The following is a 14,128-nucleotide window of genomic DNA, read 5'->3' on the forward strand; positions in this document are numbered from 1 at the left end:
GTCAGGCAGGCGCCGGCTCAGACGGCTTCGACCTCGGGCCGGGCGGGTACCGACGCGACGCGCTCGGCCGTCAGGACGGTTCCCACCGTCGCGGCGATGACCAGTCCGATGGCAGTCAGCCGGATCGCCCCTGCGGCTTGGTGCAGCAGCAGCCATCCCGCCAGTGTCGCGAAGATCGGTTCCAGGGCCAGTAGGACGCCGAAGACGTTGCGCGGAACGATTCGCAGCGCAGCAAGTTCGAGGGTGTACGGAACGACCGACGACAACAGCGCCACCACCGTTGCGAGGGCCAGGGTTTCGGGGTCCGCGAAGGCGGTGAGCCCTTGCATCATCCCGACGGGAAGGACGCAGACCGCGGCGATCACCATTGCCGCAGCCAGGCCTCCTGTGCCGGGAACCGTTGCCGCTACCCGTGCATTGGTCAGGATGTAGAGGACCCAGAACGACGCGGCGAACAGCGCGAACATGATGCCGACAGGATCGAGACTTGTTGCGTGAACCGCGGATTCGACGCCCAACAGCACCATTCCGACCAGCGCGAGGCACGCCCACCCGACGTCGGCGCGCCGACGTGACAGGACGGCGGCCAGAACGAGTGGACCGAGAAACTCGATCGATACGGCCACGCCGAGGGGGATTCGATCGATCGCGGCATAGAAGCATCCGTTCATGGCGGCCAATGCGAATCCCAGCGCAGCCATGCTCTTCCACTGCTCCCTCGACCATCCGCGTACCCGTGGACGCACCAGCAGGAGCAGCAGAGCGGCTGCGATGGCCAACCGGGCTGCAGTGACGGCCCACGACCCGGCGACAGGAAATATCTGAACGGCAAGAGCCGCGCCGAACTGCAGGGACAGACACGACCCGACCATCATCGCTACTGCTGATCCCGTGCCGGGTGTCCGGGAGGTTGCCGTCATGACAGTGAATGCTTCTCGCGTAACTCACGTAAGTCCAGCGAATCATTTTGTAGAATAACGGTCATTATTGCTTACCTATGACGGGAACCCGATGCTCAACGTCCCTCGCCTGCGGATCCTCCTCGAATTGCAGCGGCGCGGCACGCTCGCCGAGGTAGCCCGTGTGATGTCCTACACGCCGTCGGCGGTGTCGCAGCAGCTGTCGCTGCTCGAGAAGGAGTCCGGCGTTCGGCTGCTGGAACCGGTGGGGCGAGGGGTGACACTGACCGACGCCGCCATCGGACTCGCCGCTCACGCCGAGATCGTCCTTCGCCAACTGGAGGAAGCCGAGGCGGATCTCGCGTCGGCTCAGTCCGCAGTTCAGGGAACACTGCGGGTCGCGTCGTTTCAGACGGTCGTGTTCGCGATCGTGCCTGCAGTGCTGGACCTGCTGGCTGCCGAGGAACCGTCGTTGACCGTCGAGTTCGACCAACTTCAGGTCGTCGCTGCCTACGACGGCCTGTTGTCGCACTCCTTCGACCTGATTCTCGGTGAGGAATACCCCGGTATGCCCGAGCCGGTCCGAGCCAACATCGACCGGGCGGATCTCGCCGTCGACCCACTGCTGCTCGCCGTCCCGTCCGAGGCCGCGTGGTTGCCGTCCGCGCGTACCGACCTGGCAGGCCTGTTCGACGTGCCCTGGGCGATGGACCCGCCGGACAGTGCGACAGGAACGTGGGCCCGGTCGGTGTGCCGTGCCGCAGGATTCGAGCCCCGAGTCCGCTTCGTCAGCCCGGACCCCCTGATGCACGCCCATCTGGTGCGCACCGGCCACGCCGCGGCGTTCATTCCCGCACTGATCGCCGCGAACCAGTCCGACGGACTCGATCTCCGCGCACTGCCGGGGCGTCCGGACCGCACCATCTACACCGCAGTTCGTGCCGGACGCGGCGGGCACCCCGCGATCCGGGCGTTCCGAGCAGCGCTCGCGTCGACGGCGGCAGCTCGAACCTCCGAGTGGAACACCGCCGACGGACTTCGCATACAGAATGGACTGGTGACACCCGAAACAAGCCTTGCCCCCTAGTCGAAGCCCGTCAATCCCGGAGGAGTGTGGACCATGGCACCGAGGACGCGCGAAGAGCTGGCGGACGACGCGGTTGCCCTGGCACGGCGTTGGGTGACTCTCTCCGCCGACCGTCCCGCCGATCGTGCCGCCGTGCGTCTCGCGGGCCTGCTGCGCGACGAGCGTGGTCTGGAATTCGCCGTGGGGTTCATCGACGGCGTCGTACGGCCGGAGGACGTGCGGGTCGCCGCCAGGAACTGGGCGCATCTGACGGACGGTGATCTGCCGCAGTTCCTGGGCGTGCATCTGCGTGTCGCCCTTCGTCTCGGCAACGTGGCCGCGAGGGTCGCACCGGCATTGGTCGTGCCCATCGCGAAGAAGGCGTTGCGAGCGATGGTCGGCCACCTCGTGCTCGACGCCTCGCCGCGCGCACTCTCTCGCGGTCTCGCTCGCATCCGCCGGAACGGAATGCGTCCGGGCATCAATCTGCTCGGCGAGGCCGTGATGGGGTCGGCCGGGGCTCGGGCACGTCTCGACGGAACCACGGCGTTACTGGCGCGATCGGATGTCGACTACGTGTCCGTCAAGGTGTCGGCGGTCGTTGCGCCGCACTCGCCCTGGGCGTTCGAGGAGGCCGTCGCACACACCGTCGACGAGCTCGCACCGCTGTACTCGGCGGCCGCGCAGTCCGGCACACCCAAGTTCATCAACCTGGACATGGAGGAATACCACGATCTCGATCTGACGATCGCGGTGTTCACGACCCTGCTGGACCGACCTGAACTTCTGTCGCTCGAGGCGGGAATCGTGTTGCAGGCGTACCTTCCTGACTCGTTGTCCGCGATGATGCGGTTGCAGGACTGGGCCGCCCGGCGTACTGCACGCGGAGGTGCAGCGGTCAAAGTCCGCGTCGTCAAGGGCGCGAATCTTCCGCTCGAGCGAGTCGAATCCGCTCTGCACGGATGGCCCCTGGCCACGTGGTCGTCCAAACAGGACACCGACACCAACTACAAGCGCATCCTCGACCACGCGCTCGAACCCGATCGAATCCGCAACGTGCACATCGGCGTTGCCGGGCACAACCTCTTCGACCTCGCCTGGGCACGGTGTCTCGCCGAACAGCGCGGCATCGAGTCCGGATACGAATTCGAGATGCTGCTGGGCATGGCGTCGGCGACGGCGCAGGTGATCGCCGAGGACACCGGAGGGATGCTTCTCTACACCCCCGTTGTCGGCGCCGACGAGTTCGACGTCGCGATCGCCTACCTCGTCCGCCGACTGGAAGAAGGAGCATCGCCGGAGAACTTCATGCCCTCGATGTTCGAACTGACCACCGAGAGCGGGCAACCGACCCCGCAGTTCACGATGCAGGAGAATCGATTCCGTGCTTCCGTGACCGCCCTGGACGACTCCGTCCCCGCGCCGCGACGGAGCCAGAACCGCACCACCGACAGCCCCGACTACACCGACTGCACCGACTACACCGATGTCGCAGTACCTTTCGCCAACACCCCCGACACGGATCCCTCCTCGGCCGCCAACAGAGGGTGGGGCCGCGGCATTCTCGAGCGCGCCGAGGCGTCGGGCATCGGGGAAGACCTCGTCGTCGAGTACACCGTCGACGATCCCGTCCGCCTCGACGAGCTGATTCAGCAGACGTGCGACGCAGGGGTGGGCTGGGGTTCGCTCCCGTCGACCGAGCGAGCACGCATCCTGAGGTCCGCGGCGCGCGAGCTGTCTCGCGCACGTGCGGACCTGCTCGAAGTCATGGCCGCGGAGTGCGGCAAGACCCTGGAGGAGGGCGACCCCGAGGTCAGCGAGGCCATCGACTTCGCCGGATATTACGCCGAACTCGCCGAGGAGCTTGCGCACGTGGACGCCGCACTCCATCGGCCGAGGCGCCTGACCGTCGTCGCACCACCGTGGAACTTCCCGGTGGCGATACCGGCGGGATCGACCCTGGCCGCGCTTGCCGCGGGTTCTGCCGTCGTGATCAAGCCTGCGCCGCAGGCGAAACGCTGCGGTTCGGTGATGGTCGACGCTCTGTGGCGGGCGGGCGTGCCGCGAGATGTGTTGCGCCTCGTCCACGTCGACGAGGCGTCCCTCGCCGGCACCCTCGTCGCGGATCCGCGGGTCGATCAGGTGATCCTCACCGGCGGCTACGAGACGGCGGAGCTGTTCCACCGGCTACGCCCCGGCATTCGGCTGTTCGCGGAGACGAGCGGTAAGAACGCCATGGTCGTCACACCCTCTGCCGATCTCGACCTGGCGGTGAAGGACCTCGCGAAGTCTGCCTTCGGCCACGCGGGCCAGAAGTGCTCCGCAGCGTCCCTGGCGATTCTGGTCGGATCCGTCGGCACATCGGACCGTTTCCTGGGCCAGCTGGTCGACGCCGTCCGGTCCATGAAGGTCGCGTACCCGACGGACCCGGAATCGCGAATCGGTCCACTCGTCGAACCCGCGAGCGGCAAGGTTCTCCGGGGTCTCACCCACCTCGACCCCGGTGAGTCGTGGTTGCTCGAACCCCGCGCACTGGACGACGAGAGCCGGCTGTGGTCGCCGGGAATCCGCGTCGGCGTTTCTCTTGGTTCCGAGTTCCACCGGACCGAGTACTTCGGTCCGATCCTCGGCATCATCACCGTCGCTACCCTTGCCGAGGCGATCGAGGTACAGAACGACGTCGACTACGGGCTCACCGCTGGCCTTCACTCCCTCGACGACGCGGAACAGGCGCAGTGGATTCAAGACGTCGCCGCAGGCAATCTCTACGTGGGCCGAGGAATCACCGGAGCCGTCGTGCGACGGCAGCCCTTCGGCGGGTGGAAGAAATCGACGGTCGGCACCGGGAGCAAGGCAGGCGGACCGAACTACCTCGTCGGCCTGTCCGACTGGTCGCCCCTCCCCTCGTCCGGCACGACCGTCGACTGTGTGGTCGACGCGTGGGCGGAGAGCTTCCTGCGCGAGACCGCAGCGGTCGGCGACGACCTCGACTTTCTACGGCGCTCTCTGGCAAGCGATCTCGTGGCGTGGGACACGGAGTTCGGCGTCACCCGTGACGTATCGCATCTCGGGGTGGAGGCGAACGTGCTGCGCTACCTTCCTACCCCGGTGACCGTGCGAGCGGAGGCCGACGCTCGCCCCGTGGAGGTTCTGCGCGTCGTCGCCGCCGGGTTGCGAGCCCGTTCCCCTCTTCGCCTGTCCGTGCACGCGTCCGTCGCTCTCGGGGAGGGCGTGCTCGGGTTCCTGACAACCAAGGGCCTGACGGTCGACACCGAAACAGACTGGGCGCGTCCGGTTTCGCGCGGCGGGACGGACAGAACCCGCGTCGTCGGGTCCGGAACCGACGTGCCCACCGGGCCGTCTGCCGCAGTGTGGTCGGGCGCCGTGACCGAAGCGGGTCGCGTCGAGATGCTGCCGTTCCTGCGTGAGCAGGCCCTCAGCATCACCCACCACCGGTTCGGTACCTACCGCGAGATGCCTCGGGTGGACGCTCTGCTGAACATCACGCCAGGCGGCGGCCGTTTCGATTCGCCGTGAACGGCTACTCACACCGCATGCGCCTGAACCTTCGTCGCGGGATGCCCGTCGTCGAACTCCCCATGTCCGTTCCGCCTGCCGCGGCATGGGAGGTTCTGGTGGACCTGACGGCGTGGCCGGTGTGGGGTCCGACGGTGGCCGGCGCCGAACTGGACCGCCCCGGTCCGCTTGCCCTGGGTTCCCGAGGCCGGGTGTTCACCCCGGTCGGGGTGCCTCTGCCGTTTCGCATCACCGAGTTCGAGGACGGTCGTCTCTGGGCGTGGCGGGTGGCGGGTGTTCCGGCGACTCGACACGAGGTGATCCCCGACGGCGAGGGCTGCGTGGTGAGCTTCGGCGTACCGATCTGGGCGCCCGCGTATCTGACGATCATGGCCGTTGCGCTCCCCCGGATCGAGCGATTGGCCGCGGAACGCGCGCACTGATCGCGGGACGTTGTGTAGTCCGTCACGCCCGGTCCTAGGTTTGATCGAGTCCAGAAAGCCCACGCTGGATCGATAAGCTCGAGCTATCGAGATCTGAGCAATCATCGATTGGCCCGATCAATCCAAGATCATTAGGGTCGTCAACCGACACCAACGCACCCGAATACGAATGAGGCCGTACATGTCGCTCATCAACAAGAAGATCAAGCCGTTCACCGCTGAGGCCTTCAAAGACGGTGCCTTCGTTACCGTTTCCGACGAGGACATCAAGGACAAGTGGGCGGTCTTCTACTTCTACCCCGCCGACTTCACATTCGTCTGCCCCACCGAGCTCGGCGACCTCGCCGATCACTACGAAGAGCTGCAGCGTCTCGGCGTCGAGGTGTTCTCGGTCTCGACCGACACCCACTTCACCCACAAGGCGTGGCACGCGTCGTCCGACACGATCGGCAAGATCAAGTACACGATGATCGGTGACCCGACACTGAAGATCAGCACCGACTTCGAGGTTCTCCGCGAGAACCAGGGCCTCGCCGACCGCGGCACCTTCCTGGTCGACCCGGACGGCGTCGTGCAGTTCACCGAGGTGACCGCAGAAGGCATCGGCCGCAACGCATCCGAGCTTCTCCGCAAGGTCAAGGCCGCACAGTACGTGCGCAGCCACCCGGGTGAGGTCTGCCCGGCGAAGTGGGAAGAGGGCGAAGACACCCTCGCACCGTCGCTGGAGCTCGTCGGCAAGATCTGATTCGTTCGGATCGGTGCGCGGCGGCACAGGAGCGTAATGCCCTGTGCCGCCGGTGCATCCCCCACGTTCGGATCACTCGGCCCGAGCTGAGAATCCACGACCATCCCTTCCGATCTCAGGAGAAAACCTCATGCTCGACGCCGCACTTGCCAATCAACTGAAGTCCCTGCTCGAGAACGTGACGCAGCCGATCGAGCTCGTGTCCTCTCTTGGCGACGCACCCAAGTCCGTCGAGCTCGGCGAACTCCTCGACCAGATCGCCGGCCTGTCGGACTCGGTCACCCACTCCCGCACCGGTACCGACCCACGCAAGCCGTCGTTCGCCATCCGCCGGATCGGCACCGACATCGAGGTTCAGTTCGCCGGTATCCCGCTCGGACACGAGTTCACCTCGCTCGTGCTCGCGCTGTTGCAGGTCGGTGGCCACCCCTCCAAGGAAGACGCCGCGCTGCTCGCCCAGGTCCGCGACCTCGAAGGCGACTTCTACTTCGAAACCTACTTCTCCCTCTCCTGCCAGAACTGCCCGGACGTGGTGCAGGCGTTGAACGTGATGTCGGTGCTCAACGCCAACGTCAAGCACATCGCCATCGACGGTGCGCTGTTCCAGGACGAGGTCGACGACCGCGGCATCATGGCCGTTCCGTCGGTGTTCCTCAACGGTGAGCCCTTCGGGTCCGGCCGCATGACCCTCGAACAGATCGTCGGCAAGCTCGACACCGGTTCCGCGGAACGCACCGCGACGGCGATTTCCGAGAAGGACCCGTTCGACGTGCTCGTCGTCGGAGGCGGCCCTGCGGGTGCAACCGCAGCACTCTACGCTGCGCGCAAGGGAATTCGCACCGGCGTCGTCGCCGAGCGCTTCGGTGGTCAGACGCTGGACACCATGGGTATCGAGAACTTCGCGTCCGTTGCGTACACCGAAGGACCGAAGTTCGCCGCCGAGCTGGAGAACCACGTTCGCCAGTACGACGTCGACATCATGAACGTCCAGAACGCCACCAAGTTGACCCCCGCCGCCACCCCGCAGGGACTCGTCGAGGTCGAACTCGCCAGCGGCGCACGACTTCTCTCCCGTAGCGTGATCCTGTCCACCGGCGCACGGTGGCGCTCGATGAACGTTCCCGGCGAGAGCGAGTACCGCAACAAGGGCGTCACGTACTGCCCGCACTGCGACGGCCCGCTGTTCAAGGGCAAGCGCGTCGCCGTCATCGGTGGCGGCAACTCCGGTGTCGAAGCAGCCATCGACCTGGCCGGCATCGTCGCGCACGTGACCATCGTGGAGTTCGACTCGCACCTGCGCGCCGACGACGTGCTGCAGCGCAAGCTCCGCAGCCTCCCCAACGTCGACATCCTGGTCAGCACCCTGAGCACCCAGGTCATCGGCGACGGTTCCAAGGTCACCGGGCTGGCGTACAACGACCGAACGAACGACACCGCGCACACCGTCGACCTCGACGGAGTGTTCGTTCAGATCGGCCTGCTGCCCAACACCGAGTTCCTCTCCGACACCGTCGATCTCACCCCGCGCGGGGAGATCATCGTCGACGATCACGCACGGACCTCGGTACCGGGCGTCTTCGCAGCAGGTGATTGCACCACCGCGCCGTTCAAGCAGATCATCGTCGCGGCAGGATCGGGCGCGACGGCAGCGCTCAGCGCGTTCGATCACTTGATCCGCACCAGCACCCCGGCCGAGGAAGCAGTCTCGGTCTGACGCTCCCGGGTACGCTCGGGCGATGCTGACCGCCGAACTCGCCCAGCGCGTGGTCGACCAAGTGCGTCCAGTGGTCGCACACAACGTCAACATCATGGATGCCCACGGCATCATCATCGCGTCCGTCGACCCAGCGCGCCTGGGCACGCTGCACGACGGGGCAGTGCGGGCGCTCGAGCGTGGGGACGTCGTCCGGATCGACGCCGACGGTGCCGATCCGGACATGCGCGAGGGTGTGAACGTTCCGTTCTACCTGGGCGACGACGGGGCGGAACCCGGCGCGGTGAAGAACGAAGCAGCGGATAGCGAGGCGGTGGGGGTCGTCGGAATCACCGGCGACCCCGCCGTCGTCGAGCCGCTCGCCCGCATCCTCGTGCTCACCGTGTCGCTTCTGCTGAAGCAGGAGCAGCACCTCGACGACGCGCGGTGGAGGGAATCGTCGCTGCGCGATCTACTGAACGCGATGATCGTCGACTCCCACGTGTCCGAGGCTCGCGTCGTGGCCAGGCTTCGCGACGTGGGCAGACCGATCCGGCCGCCGTGGTCGATCGTGACTGCTCGCGGTACGTCGCCCGGCCCGGCTGCGCTCGGTCGGTTCCGCAACAGCGTGGTGGGCATCGGCAACGTCGTCGCGTGGGAGCGCGACACCACGCTGTGGCTCCTCGTCGGTTCGTCCGACGCCAGCACCCGCGCGGTCGTCGTCGATCGACTGCGCGCGGCTGGCGCCTCCGTCGTCGCCGGGCGTGTGGGAGCGTCCACACCCGAACTGGTCGTCGACGTGCAGCAGATGGACGTTCTGCTCCGGCATCACCTTCCGGACGGCGTCGTCCACGAGCTCTCCGCACTCGACATCGACATCCTCGTCGGCCGTCAGCCCGAGGCCATCGCGCTGGACTCTGCGAGGCGAATCCTCGGACCCCTGTCGGACGCGTTGCGCGAGACCGCGGCAGTCCTGATCGAGAACAATCTGTCGATCGTGACGACGGCTTCTGCTCTGCACACCCACCGGAACACCGTCGTGCAACGGTTGAACCGCATCGAGCAACTGACGGGGCTGGACCTGCGGGTCTTCGACGACGCCGTGGCCATGAAGCTGGCCCTTGCGTCGGCCCGACGAGTCGATGCGGACGAGCTTGTCCGATGAGTGTGCGCCGCGCACCGATATCGGCGCCGATTCCGACCGAACAATGTGCACGAAGCCCATACCCCGACCGGAGTCGGTGACTTAACCTACTGTCATGGAACAGCACAGAACCGACGCGCGACGCACCACGATCGTCGTTGCCCCGGACTCGTTCAAGGGCTCCGGCACGGCTGCCGAGGTGGCGTCGGCGATGGCCGCCGGCTTCCGGGACGTACTGGGACCGGACGCGAGGATCGTCGAATGCCCGATGGCCGACGGCGGGGAGGGGACGCTGGATGCGCTCGCGGCATCTCTCGACGCGCGCATCAGCGAGATCGACACCGTCGACGCGATCGGACGACCCCGAACCGCGCGGATCGCAGTGTCCGCCGACGGCAGGACCGGCGTCATCGAAGCTGCTGAAGCCAACGGTCTCCCCCATGTCTCCGACGCCCCGCTGCAGCCTCTGCGAGCGGACAGTCACGGGGTGGGCGTGCTCGCCCGGCAACTTCTCGACGACGGTGTCTCCGAGATCCTGCTGTGCATCGGCGGGAGCGCGAGCAACGATGGCGGTACCGGTTTCCTGTCCGCCCTCGGCGCACGGTTTCTCGACGGCGCGGGCAGCGTCGTCGAGCCGGGTGCCGCCGGTCTGGCCGATATCGACAGCATCGACGTCAGCGGCCTGCATCCGCGCGCGGGCGAGGTGACTGTTCGGATCGCCGTCGACGTCGACAATCCGTTGCTCGGGAACAGCGGTGCCGCAGCGGTGTTCGGGCCGCAGAAGGGCGCAACCCCGACGGACGTGGAGACCATCGACTCCGGTTTGGCGCATCTCGCCGACGTGCTGAAATCCGCCACCGGGACCGACGTCACCACGACCGAGGGCATGGGCGCGGCGGGCGGGTTGCCTGCGTCTCTTGCGGCCTACCTCGATGTGCAGCTGATGCCCGGATCGGACATGGTCATGAGTGCTATCGGGTTCGAGGAACTGTGCTCCGACGCATCCATGATCGTGACCGGCGAGGGATCCTTCGATTCGCAGTCGTTGCGAGGCAAGGTCGTTGCCGGTGTGCGACGGGCCGCGCCTCCCACCTGCCCCGTCGTCGTCATCGCCGGACGGGTCGTCCTGACGCCCGAGGAGATACGCGACGCGGGGATCGCCGCGGCCTTCTCCATCGCGGCGGGTCCGTCCACCCTCGCGGACATGTCCTCGCGGACAGGGGAACTGGTACACGACACGGCCGCGCACGTCGCAGGCCTGTACAAGACGCTCGCGCAGCACGCGGCGGTGTGAAGGAGAACGATGTCGCTCGATCCGCATTCCGCCGTCACGCGCTACCGTTCGTTGCCGCCGAGCCTGCCTCAGCCCGTCGCCGAGCAGTGGGATTGGCAGCTGCGTGGGTCGTGCAGATACGAGGACCCTGTGCTGTTCTACCCGCCGACCAGCGCGCGGGGTAGATCGCTCGCGGCCATGGAAGCTCGGGCCAAAGCCATCTGCACCGACTGCCCGGTGATGCGCACCTGCAGGGACTACGCACTGGAAGCCGCCGAGCCGCACGGCATCTGGGGTGCCACCACATCGAAGGAACGGGCCCTGGCCGGTGCCTCGTTCGACATCGGGCCGGCACCGACACCACCGGCACCGGCACCGACACCACAGCCCCCGGAACCCCCGGCAGTGGAGAAGATCGACGAGACCGAGCAGCCGCCGCGCCGTATGCACCGCATCGGACCACCACAGCGGCCCTACCGGCGCATTCCTCGACCGGACTCGGCCCAGCCCGTCACCCCGGACCGGCCGCCGACGAAATTCTGATCGGCTCAGTTGAACGGTGTTCCGCCGGTGACGGCAATGGTCTCGCCGGTGATGTAGCTCGACTCGTTCGACGCGAGGAACACGTAGGCGGGAGCAAGCTCGGCCGGCTGTCCCGGCCTGCCGAGCGGAACCGTCTCACCGAACTGTTCGTACTTGCCCGCCGGCATCGTCGCCGGTATCAGCGGAGTCCAGATGGGTCCGGGTGCAACGGCGTTGACGCGGATTCCCCGCGACGCGAGGTCACCGGACAAGCCCTTCGTGAAGGCGACGATTCCAGCCTTGGTGGTCGCGTAGTCGAGCAGCTCCGGAGACGGGTTCGACGCCTGGATCGAGGTGGTGTTGATGATGGTCGCTCCGGCGGTCATGATCTCGACGGCACGTTTGCTGATCCAGAACAGCGCGTACAGATTGGTCTTGAGCACACGGTCGAACTGCTCGGAGCTGATCTCGGCGATCCCGCCCATCCTGGCCATCTGGAACGCCGCGTTGTTGACGACGATGTCCAGGCCACCGAGTGCGTCGACCGCGGAATCGACCAATCGGATGCATTCCGACTCGTCGGTGAGATCGCAGGCGACTGCAACGCCGGATCGTCCTGCCGACTCGATCAGATCCACCGTCACCTGCGCATCGGCGGCCTCGGCGGGCAGGTGGCCGATCACCACGTCGGCGCCTTCGCGTGCGAACGCCAGGGCGACCGCGCGGCCGATGCCGGAGTCACCTCCGGTCACGAGAGCCTTACGTCCGTCCAGACGTCCGGCACCGCGGTACGAGGCTTCACCGTGGTCCGGTGCCGACACCAGATCCGCAGTCAGGCCGGGGTGCTCTATCTCGTCCTGGTCCGCTCGCTCCGGCATCGGGAACGACGTGGTCGGGTCCTGTTTGGTGAACTGGTCTGCCATCGGTGTCCTTTCGTCGGGAGAACTGGTTACCCGTCGATGGGACCGGCAACCGTCGCCGGCGACACCGATGCAGGTGTCACTGTTCGAGACCGGTACGTCAGATCCCTGCGACGCCCGCGAGTTGACCGATGCCGTAGGTGACGACCATGGCCAGCGCACCCCCGAGCACGATCCGCGTCACTGCCGGTCGAGCAGGTGAATCCCCGAGCCGCGCACTGATCGTTCCCGTCGCGGCCAGTGCAATCAGGACGACGACGAAGGTCACCGGGATACGAACCGACGCCGGTAGCAGAACGATGGCAAGCAGCGGGAGAAGCGCTCCACTGACGAACGCCACCGCGGACGACGCCGCCGCCTGCCACGGGTTGGTCAGAGCGTCCGGATCGATTCCCAGTTCTGCGTCGACGTGCGCTGCGAAGGGGTCACTTGCGGTCAATTCCTCGGCGACGGTCATGGCTGTCGCCGGCGACAGCCCTTTGGCCTCGTACAGGGCGGCGAGCTCTGCCAGTTCTTGCTCGGGCTCGTCCTCGAGCTCACGGCGTTCCTTGTCCAGCAGCGATCGCTCGGTGTCGCGTTGCGTGCTCACGGAAACGTACTCACCGAGCGCCATCGACACCGCGCCGGCGACCAGACCCGCAACGCCCGCGGTGAGCACAGGCCCACGCTCGACGGTGGCAGCCGCGACACCCACGACGAGTCCGGCGGTCGACACGATGCCGTCGTTGGCTCCCAGAACTCCGGCACGCAGCCAGTTCAGGCGCCCACCGATGTCTCTGTGCGGTTCTGCCTCGTGTGTCCCGGGAACAGTGTCCGGCATGCTCGCCTCCTGTGAGCCGTGATCACGATCGATCGGGATCACCCGTCATCGGACTGGTCCATACTGCGCCTGCGCCGAAGCGTCTGCCTCTTCCCACGCCGCAGGGCACCGTGTTCGATACGTCGCAGTCTCCATGTCCGTACCCGTCGTTGTCTCAATCGAGATCCCAGACCGCCGGCTGCCCTGTTGCATACAATCGCGCTTCGTCCATCAGTTTCTGCGCGGGCGGTGTGAGGTGGGTTTTCCGGCAGACGGCGGCAACGTGCAGGTACGACTCCGGGACGATCCGGTGAATTCTGGCGCCCGCCTGCCGCGCCGACGGCGCCCACGACGACGGCATGACCGCCTGACCGAATCCACTGAGCACCATCGGCAGGATCGACGTTCGATGTGCAACCTCGGCGGCGATGGTGGCGTCGACGCCACTCGCGAGAACCTCGTCGACGAGTGTCCGCATCAACGAACCGTGCTGGGACACGATCAGTCTCAGTCCGGACAGTTCGGACCGTTCTATGACCGGGCCGTCCGGCGTGCTCGCGCCGGCGCCCGAGATGAGGATCAACGGTTGGCTTTCCAGTGCCACGACCTCCAGCTCGGGGGCACGGACGTCACTGGGCGAACCCAGAATTCCCACTTCGCACGCGCCGGTTCGCACTGCGTGCAAAACCTCGTCCGGGGTGAAGGCAGCCTCGGCGTTCACGGTGACGGACGGATACGACGTGCTGAACCGAGTCAGGATGGTCGTCAACGGCTCGATACCCGGTGAGGGCATCGTGATCAGATCTACACGTCCACGACGCAAACCCTTCAACTCCTCGACCGAGGCGGCCGCGTCGTCGAGGTCTCGCAGCACCACCCGCGCGGGGCCGATCAAGGTCTCGCCCGCATCGCTCAGGACCAAGCGTCGTCCGATGCGGTGGAAAAGCGGAACACCCAGCTCCCGCTCCAACGATGCGATCGACTGAGACAGAGACGGCTGCGCAATGAGAAGCGCCTCGGCTGCCCGGTTGATGCCCCCTTCGTCGACGACGGCCAGAAAGTACCTCAGATGCCGCGCGTCCATCCGTCGAACCTCCTCGGGTGTGAT

At 66.6% G+C, this 14,128-nt stretch carries 12 protein-coding genes; 8 read left to right on the forward strand and 4 right to left on the reverse strand.

The window, feature by feature from the left end; genetic code table 11:
* Positions 1 to 17 precede the first annotated feature (17 nt).
* On the reverse strand, positions 18 to 920 hold the full coding sequence (locus CH292_RS04870; RefSeq protein WP_230594266.1) for a DMT family transporter: 903 nt from the start codon (positions 918 to 920) through the stop codon (positions 18 to 20).
* A gap of 91 nt (positions 921 to 1,011) precedes the next feature.
* On the opposite strand from CH292_RS04870, the gene CH292_RS04875 reads away from it, so the two are divergent.
* The 8 genes from CH292_RS04875 (at position 1,012) to CH292_RS04910 (ending at position 11,322) form a co-directional block, all read left to right on the forward strand.
* Positions 1,012 to 1,986 (forward strand): LysR family transcriptional regulator, encoded by a 975-nt coding sequence (locus CH292_RS04875; RefSeq protein WP_094654116.1) that lies wholly within the window; start codon positions 1,012 to 1,014, stop codon positions 1,984 to 1,986.
* A gap of 33 nt (positions 1,987 to 2,019) precedes the next feature.
* Complete coding sequence (locus tag CH292_RS04880; protein WP_256977921.1) at positions 2,020 to 5,502, forward strand: bifunctional proline dehydrogenase/L-glutamate gamma-semialdehyde dehydrogenase; 3,483 nt, start codon at positions 2,020 to 2,022, stop codon at positions 5,500 to 5,502.
* Positions 5,503 to 5,519: 17 nt separating this feature from the next.
* Entirely contained in the window at positions 5,520 to 5,924 is a 405-nt protein-coding gene (locus CH292_RS04885) for an SRPBCC family protein (protein ID WP_019663745.1), read from the forward strand.
* A 181-nt stretch (positions 5,925 to 6,105) separates the two neighbouring features.
* Positions 6,106 to 6,669, forward strand: coding sequence for an alkyl hydroperoxide reductase subunit C (gene ahpC / locus CH292_RS04890; RefSeq protein WP_019663746.1), 564 nt, complete (start codon positions 6,106 to 6,108; stop codon positions 6,667 to 6,669).
* 130 nt (positions 6,670 to 6,799) lie between these two features.
* Positions 6,800 to 8,383, forward strand: coding sequence for an alkyl hydroperoxide reductase subunit F (ahpF, locus tag CH292_RS04895; protein ID WP_094654118.1), 1,584 nt, complete (start codon positions 6,800 to 6,802; stop codon positions 8,381 to 8,383).
* A gap of 22 nt (positions 8,384 to 8,405) precedes the next feature.
* Positions 8,406 to 9,527: a sugar diacid recognition domain-containing protein gene (locus CH292_RS04900; protein WP_094654119.1), complete on the forward strand. Its 1,122-nt coding sequence runs from the start codon at positions 8,406 to 8,408 to the stop codon at positions 9,525 to 9,527.
* Positions 9,528 to 9,621: 94 nt separating this feature from the next.
* Positions 9,622 to 10,800 (forward strand): glycerate kinase, encoded by a 1,179-nt coding sequence (locus tag CH292_RS04905; protein ID WP_094654120.1) that lies wholly within the window; start codon positions 9,622 to 9,624, stop codon positions 10,798 to 10,800.
* 9 nt (positions 10,801 to 10,809) lie between these two features.
* A complete protein-coding gene (locus CH292_RS04910; protein ID WP_094654121.1) occupies positions 10,810 to 11,322 on the forward strand; it encodes a WhiB family transcriptional regulator in 513 nt (170 codons plus the stop codon).
* 5 nt (positions 11,323 to 11,327) lie between these two features.
* Here CH292_RS04910 and CH292_RS04915 read toward each other — a convergent pair whose 3' ends face one another.
* The 3 genes from CH292_RS04915 to CH292_RS04925 all read right to left on the reverse strand — a co-directional run bounded on the left by CH292_RS04915 (position 11,328) and on the right by CH292_RS04925 (position 14,104).
* Positions 11,328 to 12,224, reverse strand: coding sequence for a glucose 1-dehydrogenase (locus tag CH292_RS04915; protein WP_037108194.1), 897 nt, complete (start codon positions 12,222 to 12,224; stop codon positions 11,328 to 11,330).
* Between the two features lie 97 nt (positions 12,225 to 12,321).
* Positions 12,322 to 13,041: a VIT family protein gene (locus tag CH292_RS04920; RefSeq protein ID WP_037108763.1), complete on the reverse strand. Its 720-nt coding sequence runs from the start codon at positions 13,039 to 13,041 to the stop codon at positions 12,322 to 12,324.
* Between the two features lie 154 nt (positions 13,042 to 13,195).
* The gene (locus tag CH292_RS04925) at positions 13,196 to 14,104 is read right to left on the reverse strand and encodes a LysR family transcriptional regulator (protein ID WP_094654122.1); all 909 of its coding nucleotides are present in this window, start codon (positions 14,102 to 14,104) and stop codon (positions 13,196 to 13,198) included.
* Between the last annotated feature and the right edge of the window lie 24 nt (positions 14,105 to 14,128).

Source organism: Rhodococcus sp. 14-2470-1a (assembly GCF_002259425.1).
Taxonomy (GTDB): Bacteria; Actinomycetota; Actinomycetes; order Mycobacteriales; family Mycobacteriaceae; genus Rhodococcoides; species Rhodococcoides fascians_E.

Bases quoted from the DNA above. Each gene is read 5' to 3' on its own strand.
- CH292_RS04870 (WP_230594266.1), bottom strand. From the start codon at position 920: ATGACGGCAACCTCCCGGACACCCGGCACGGGATCAGCAGTAGCGATG.
- CH292_RS04875 (WP_094654116.1), top strand. From the start codon at position 1,012: ATGCTCAACGTCCCTCGCCTGCGGATCCTCCTCGAATTGCAGCGGCGC.
- CH292_RS04880 (WP_256977921.1), top strand. From the start codon at position 2,020: ATGGCACCGAGGACGCGCGAAGAGCTGGCGGACGACGCGGTTGCCCTG.
- CH292_RS04885 (WP_019663745.1), top strand. From the start codon at position 5,520: ATGCGCCTGAACCTTCGTCGCGGGATGCCCGTCGTCGAACTCCCCATG.
- ahpC (WP_019663746.1), top strand. From the start codon at position 6,106: ATGTCGCTCATCAACAAGAAGATCAAGCCGTTCACCGCTGAGGCCTTC.
- ahpF (WP_094654118.1), top strand. From the start codon at position 6,800: ATGCTCGACGCCGCACTTGCCAATCAACTGAAGTCCCTGCTCGAGAAC.
- CH292_RS04900 (WP_094654119.1), top strand. From the start codon at position 8,406: ATGCTGACCGCCGAACTCGCCCAGCGCGTGGTCGACCAAGTGCGTCCA.
- CH292_RS04905 (WP_094654120.1), top strand. From the start codon at position 9,622: ATGGAACAGCACAGAACCGACGCGCGACGCACCACGATCGTCGTTGCC.
- CH292_RS04910 (WP_094654121.1), top strand. From the start codon at position 10,810: ATGTCGCTCGATCCGCATTCCGCCGTCACGCGCTACCGTTCGTTGCCG.
- CH292_RS04915 (WP_037108194.1), bottom strand. From the start codon at position 12,224: ATGGCAGACCAGTTCACCAAACAGGACCCGACCACGTCGTTCCCGATG.
- CH292_RS04920 (WP_037108763.1), bottom strand. From the start codon at position 13,041: ATGCCGGACACTGTTCCCGGGACACACGAGGCAGAACCGCACAGAGAC.
- CH292_RS04925 (WP_094654122.1), bottom strand. From the start codon at position 14,104: ATGGACGCGCGGCATCTGAGGTACTTTCTGGCCGTCGTCGACGAAGGG.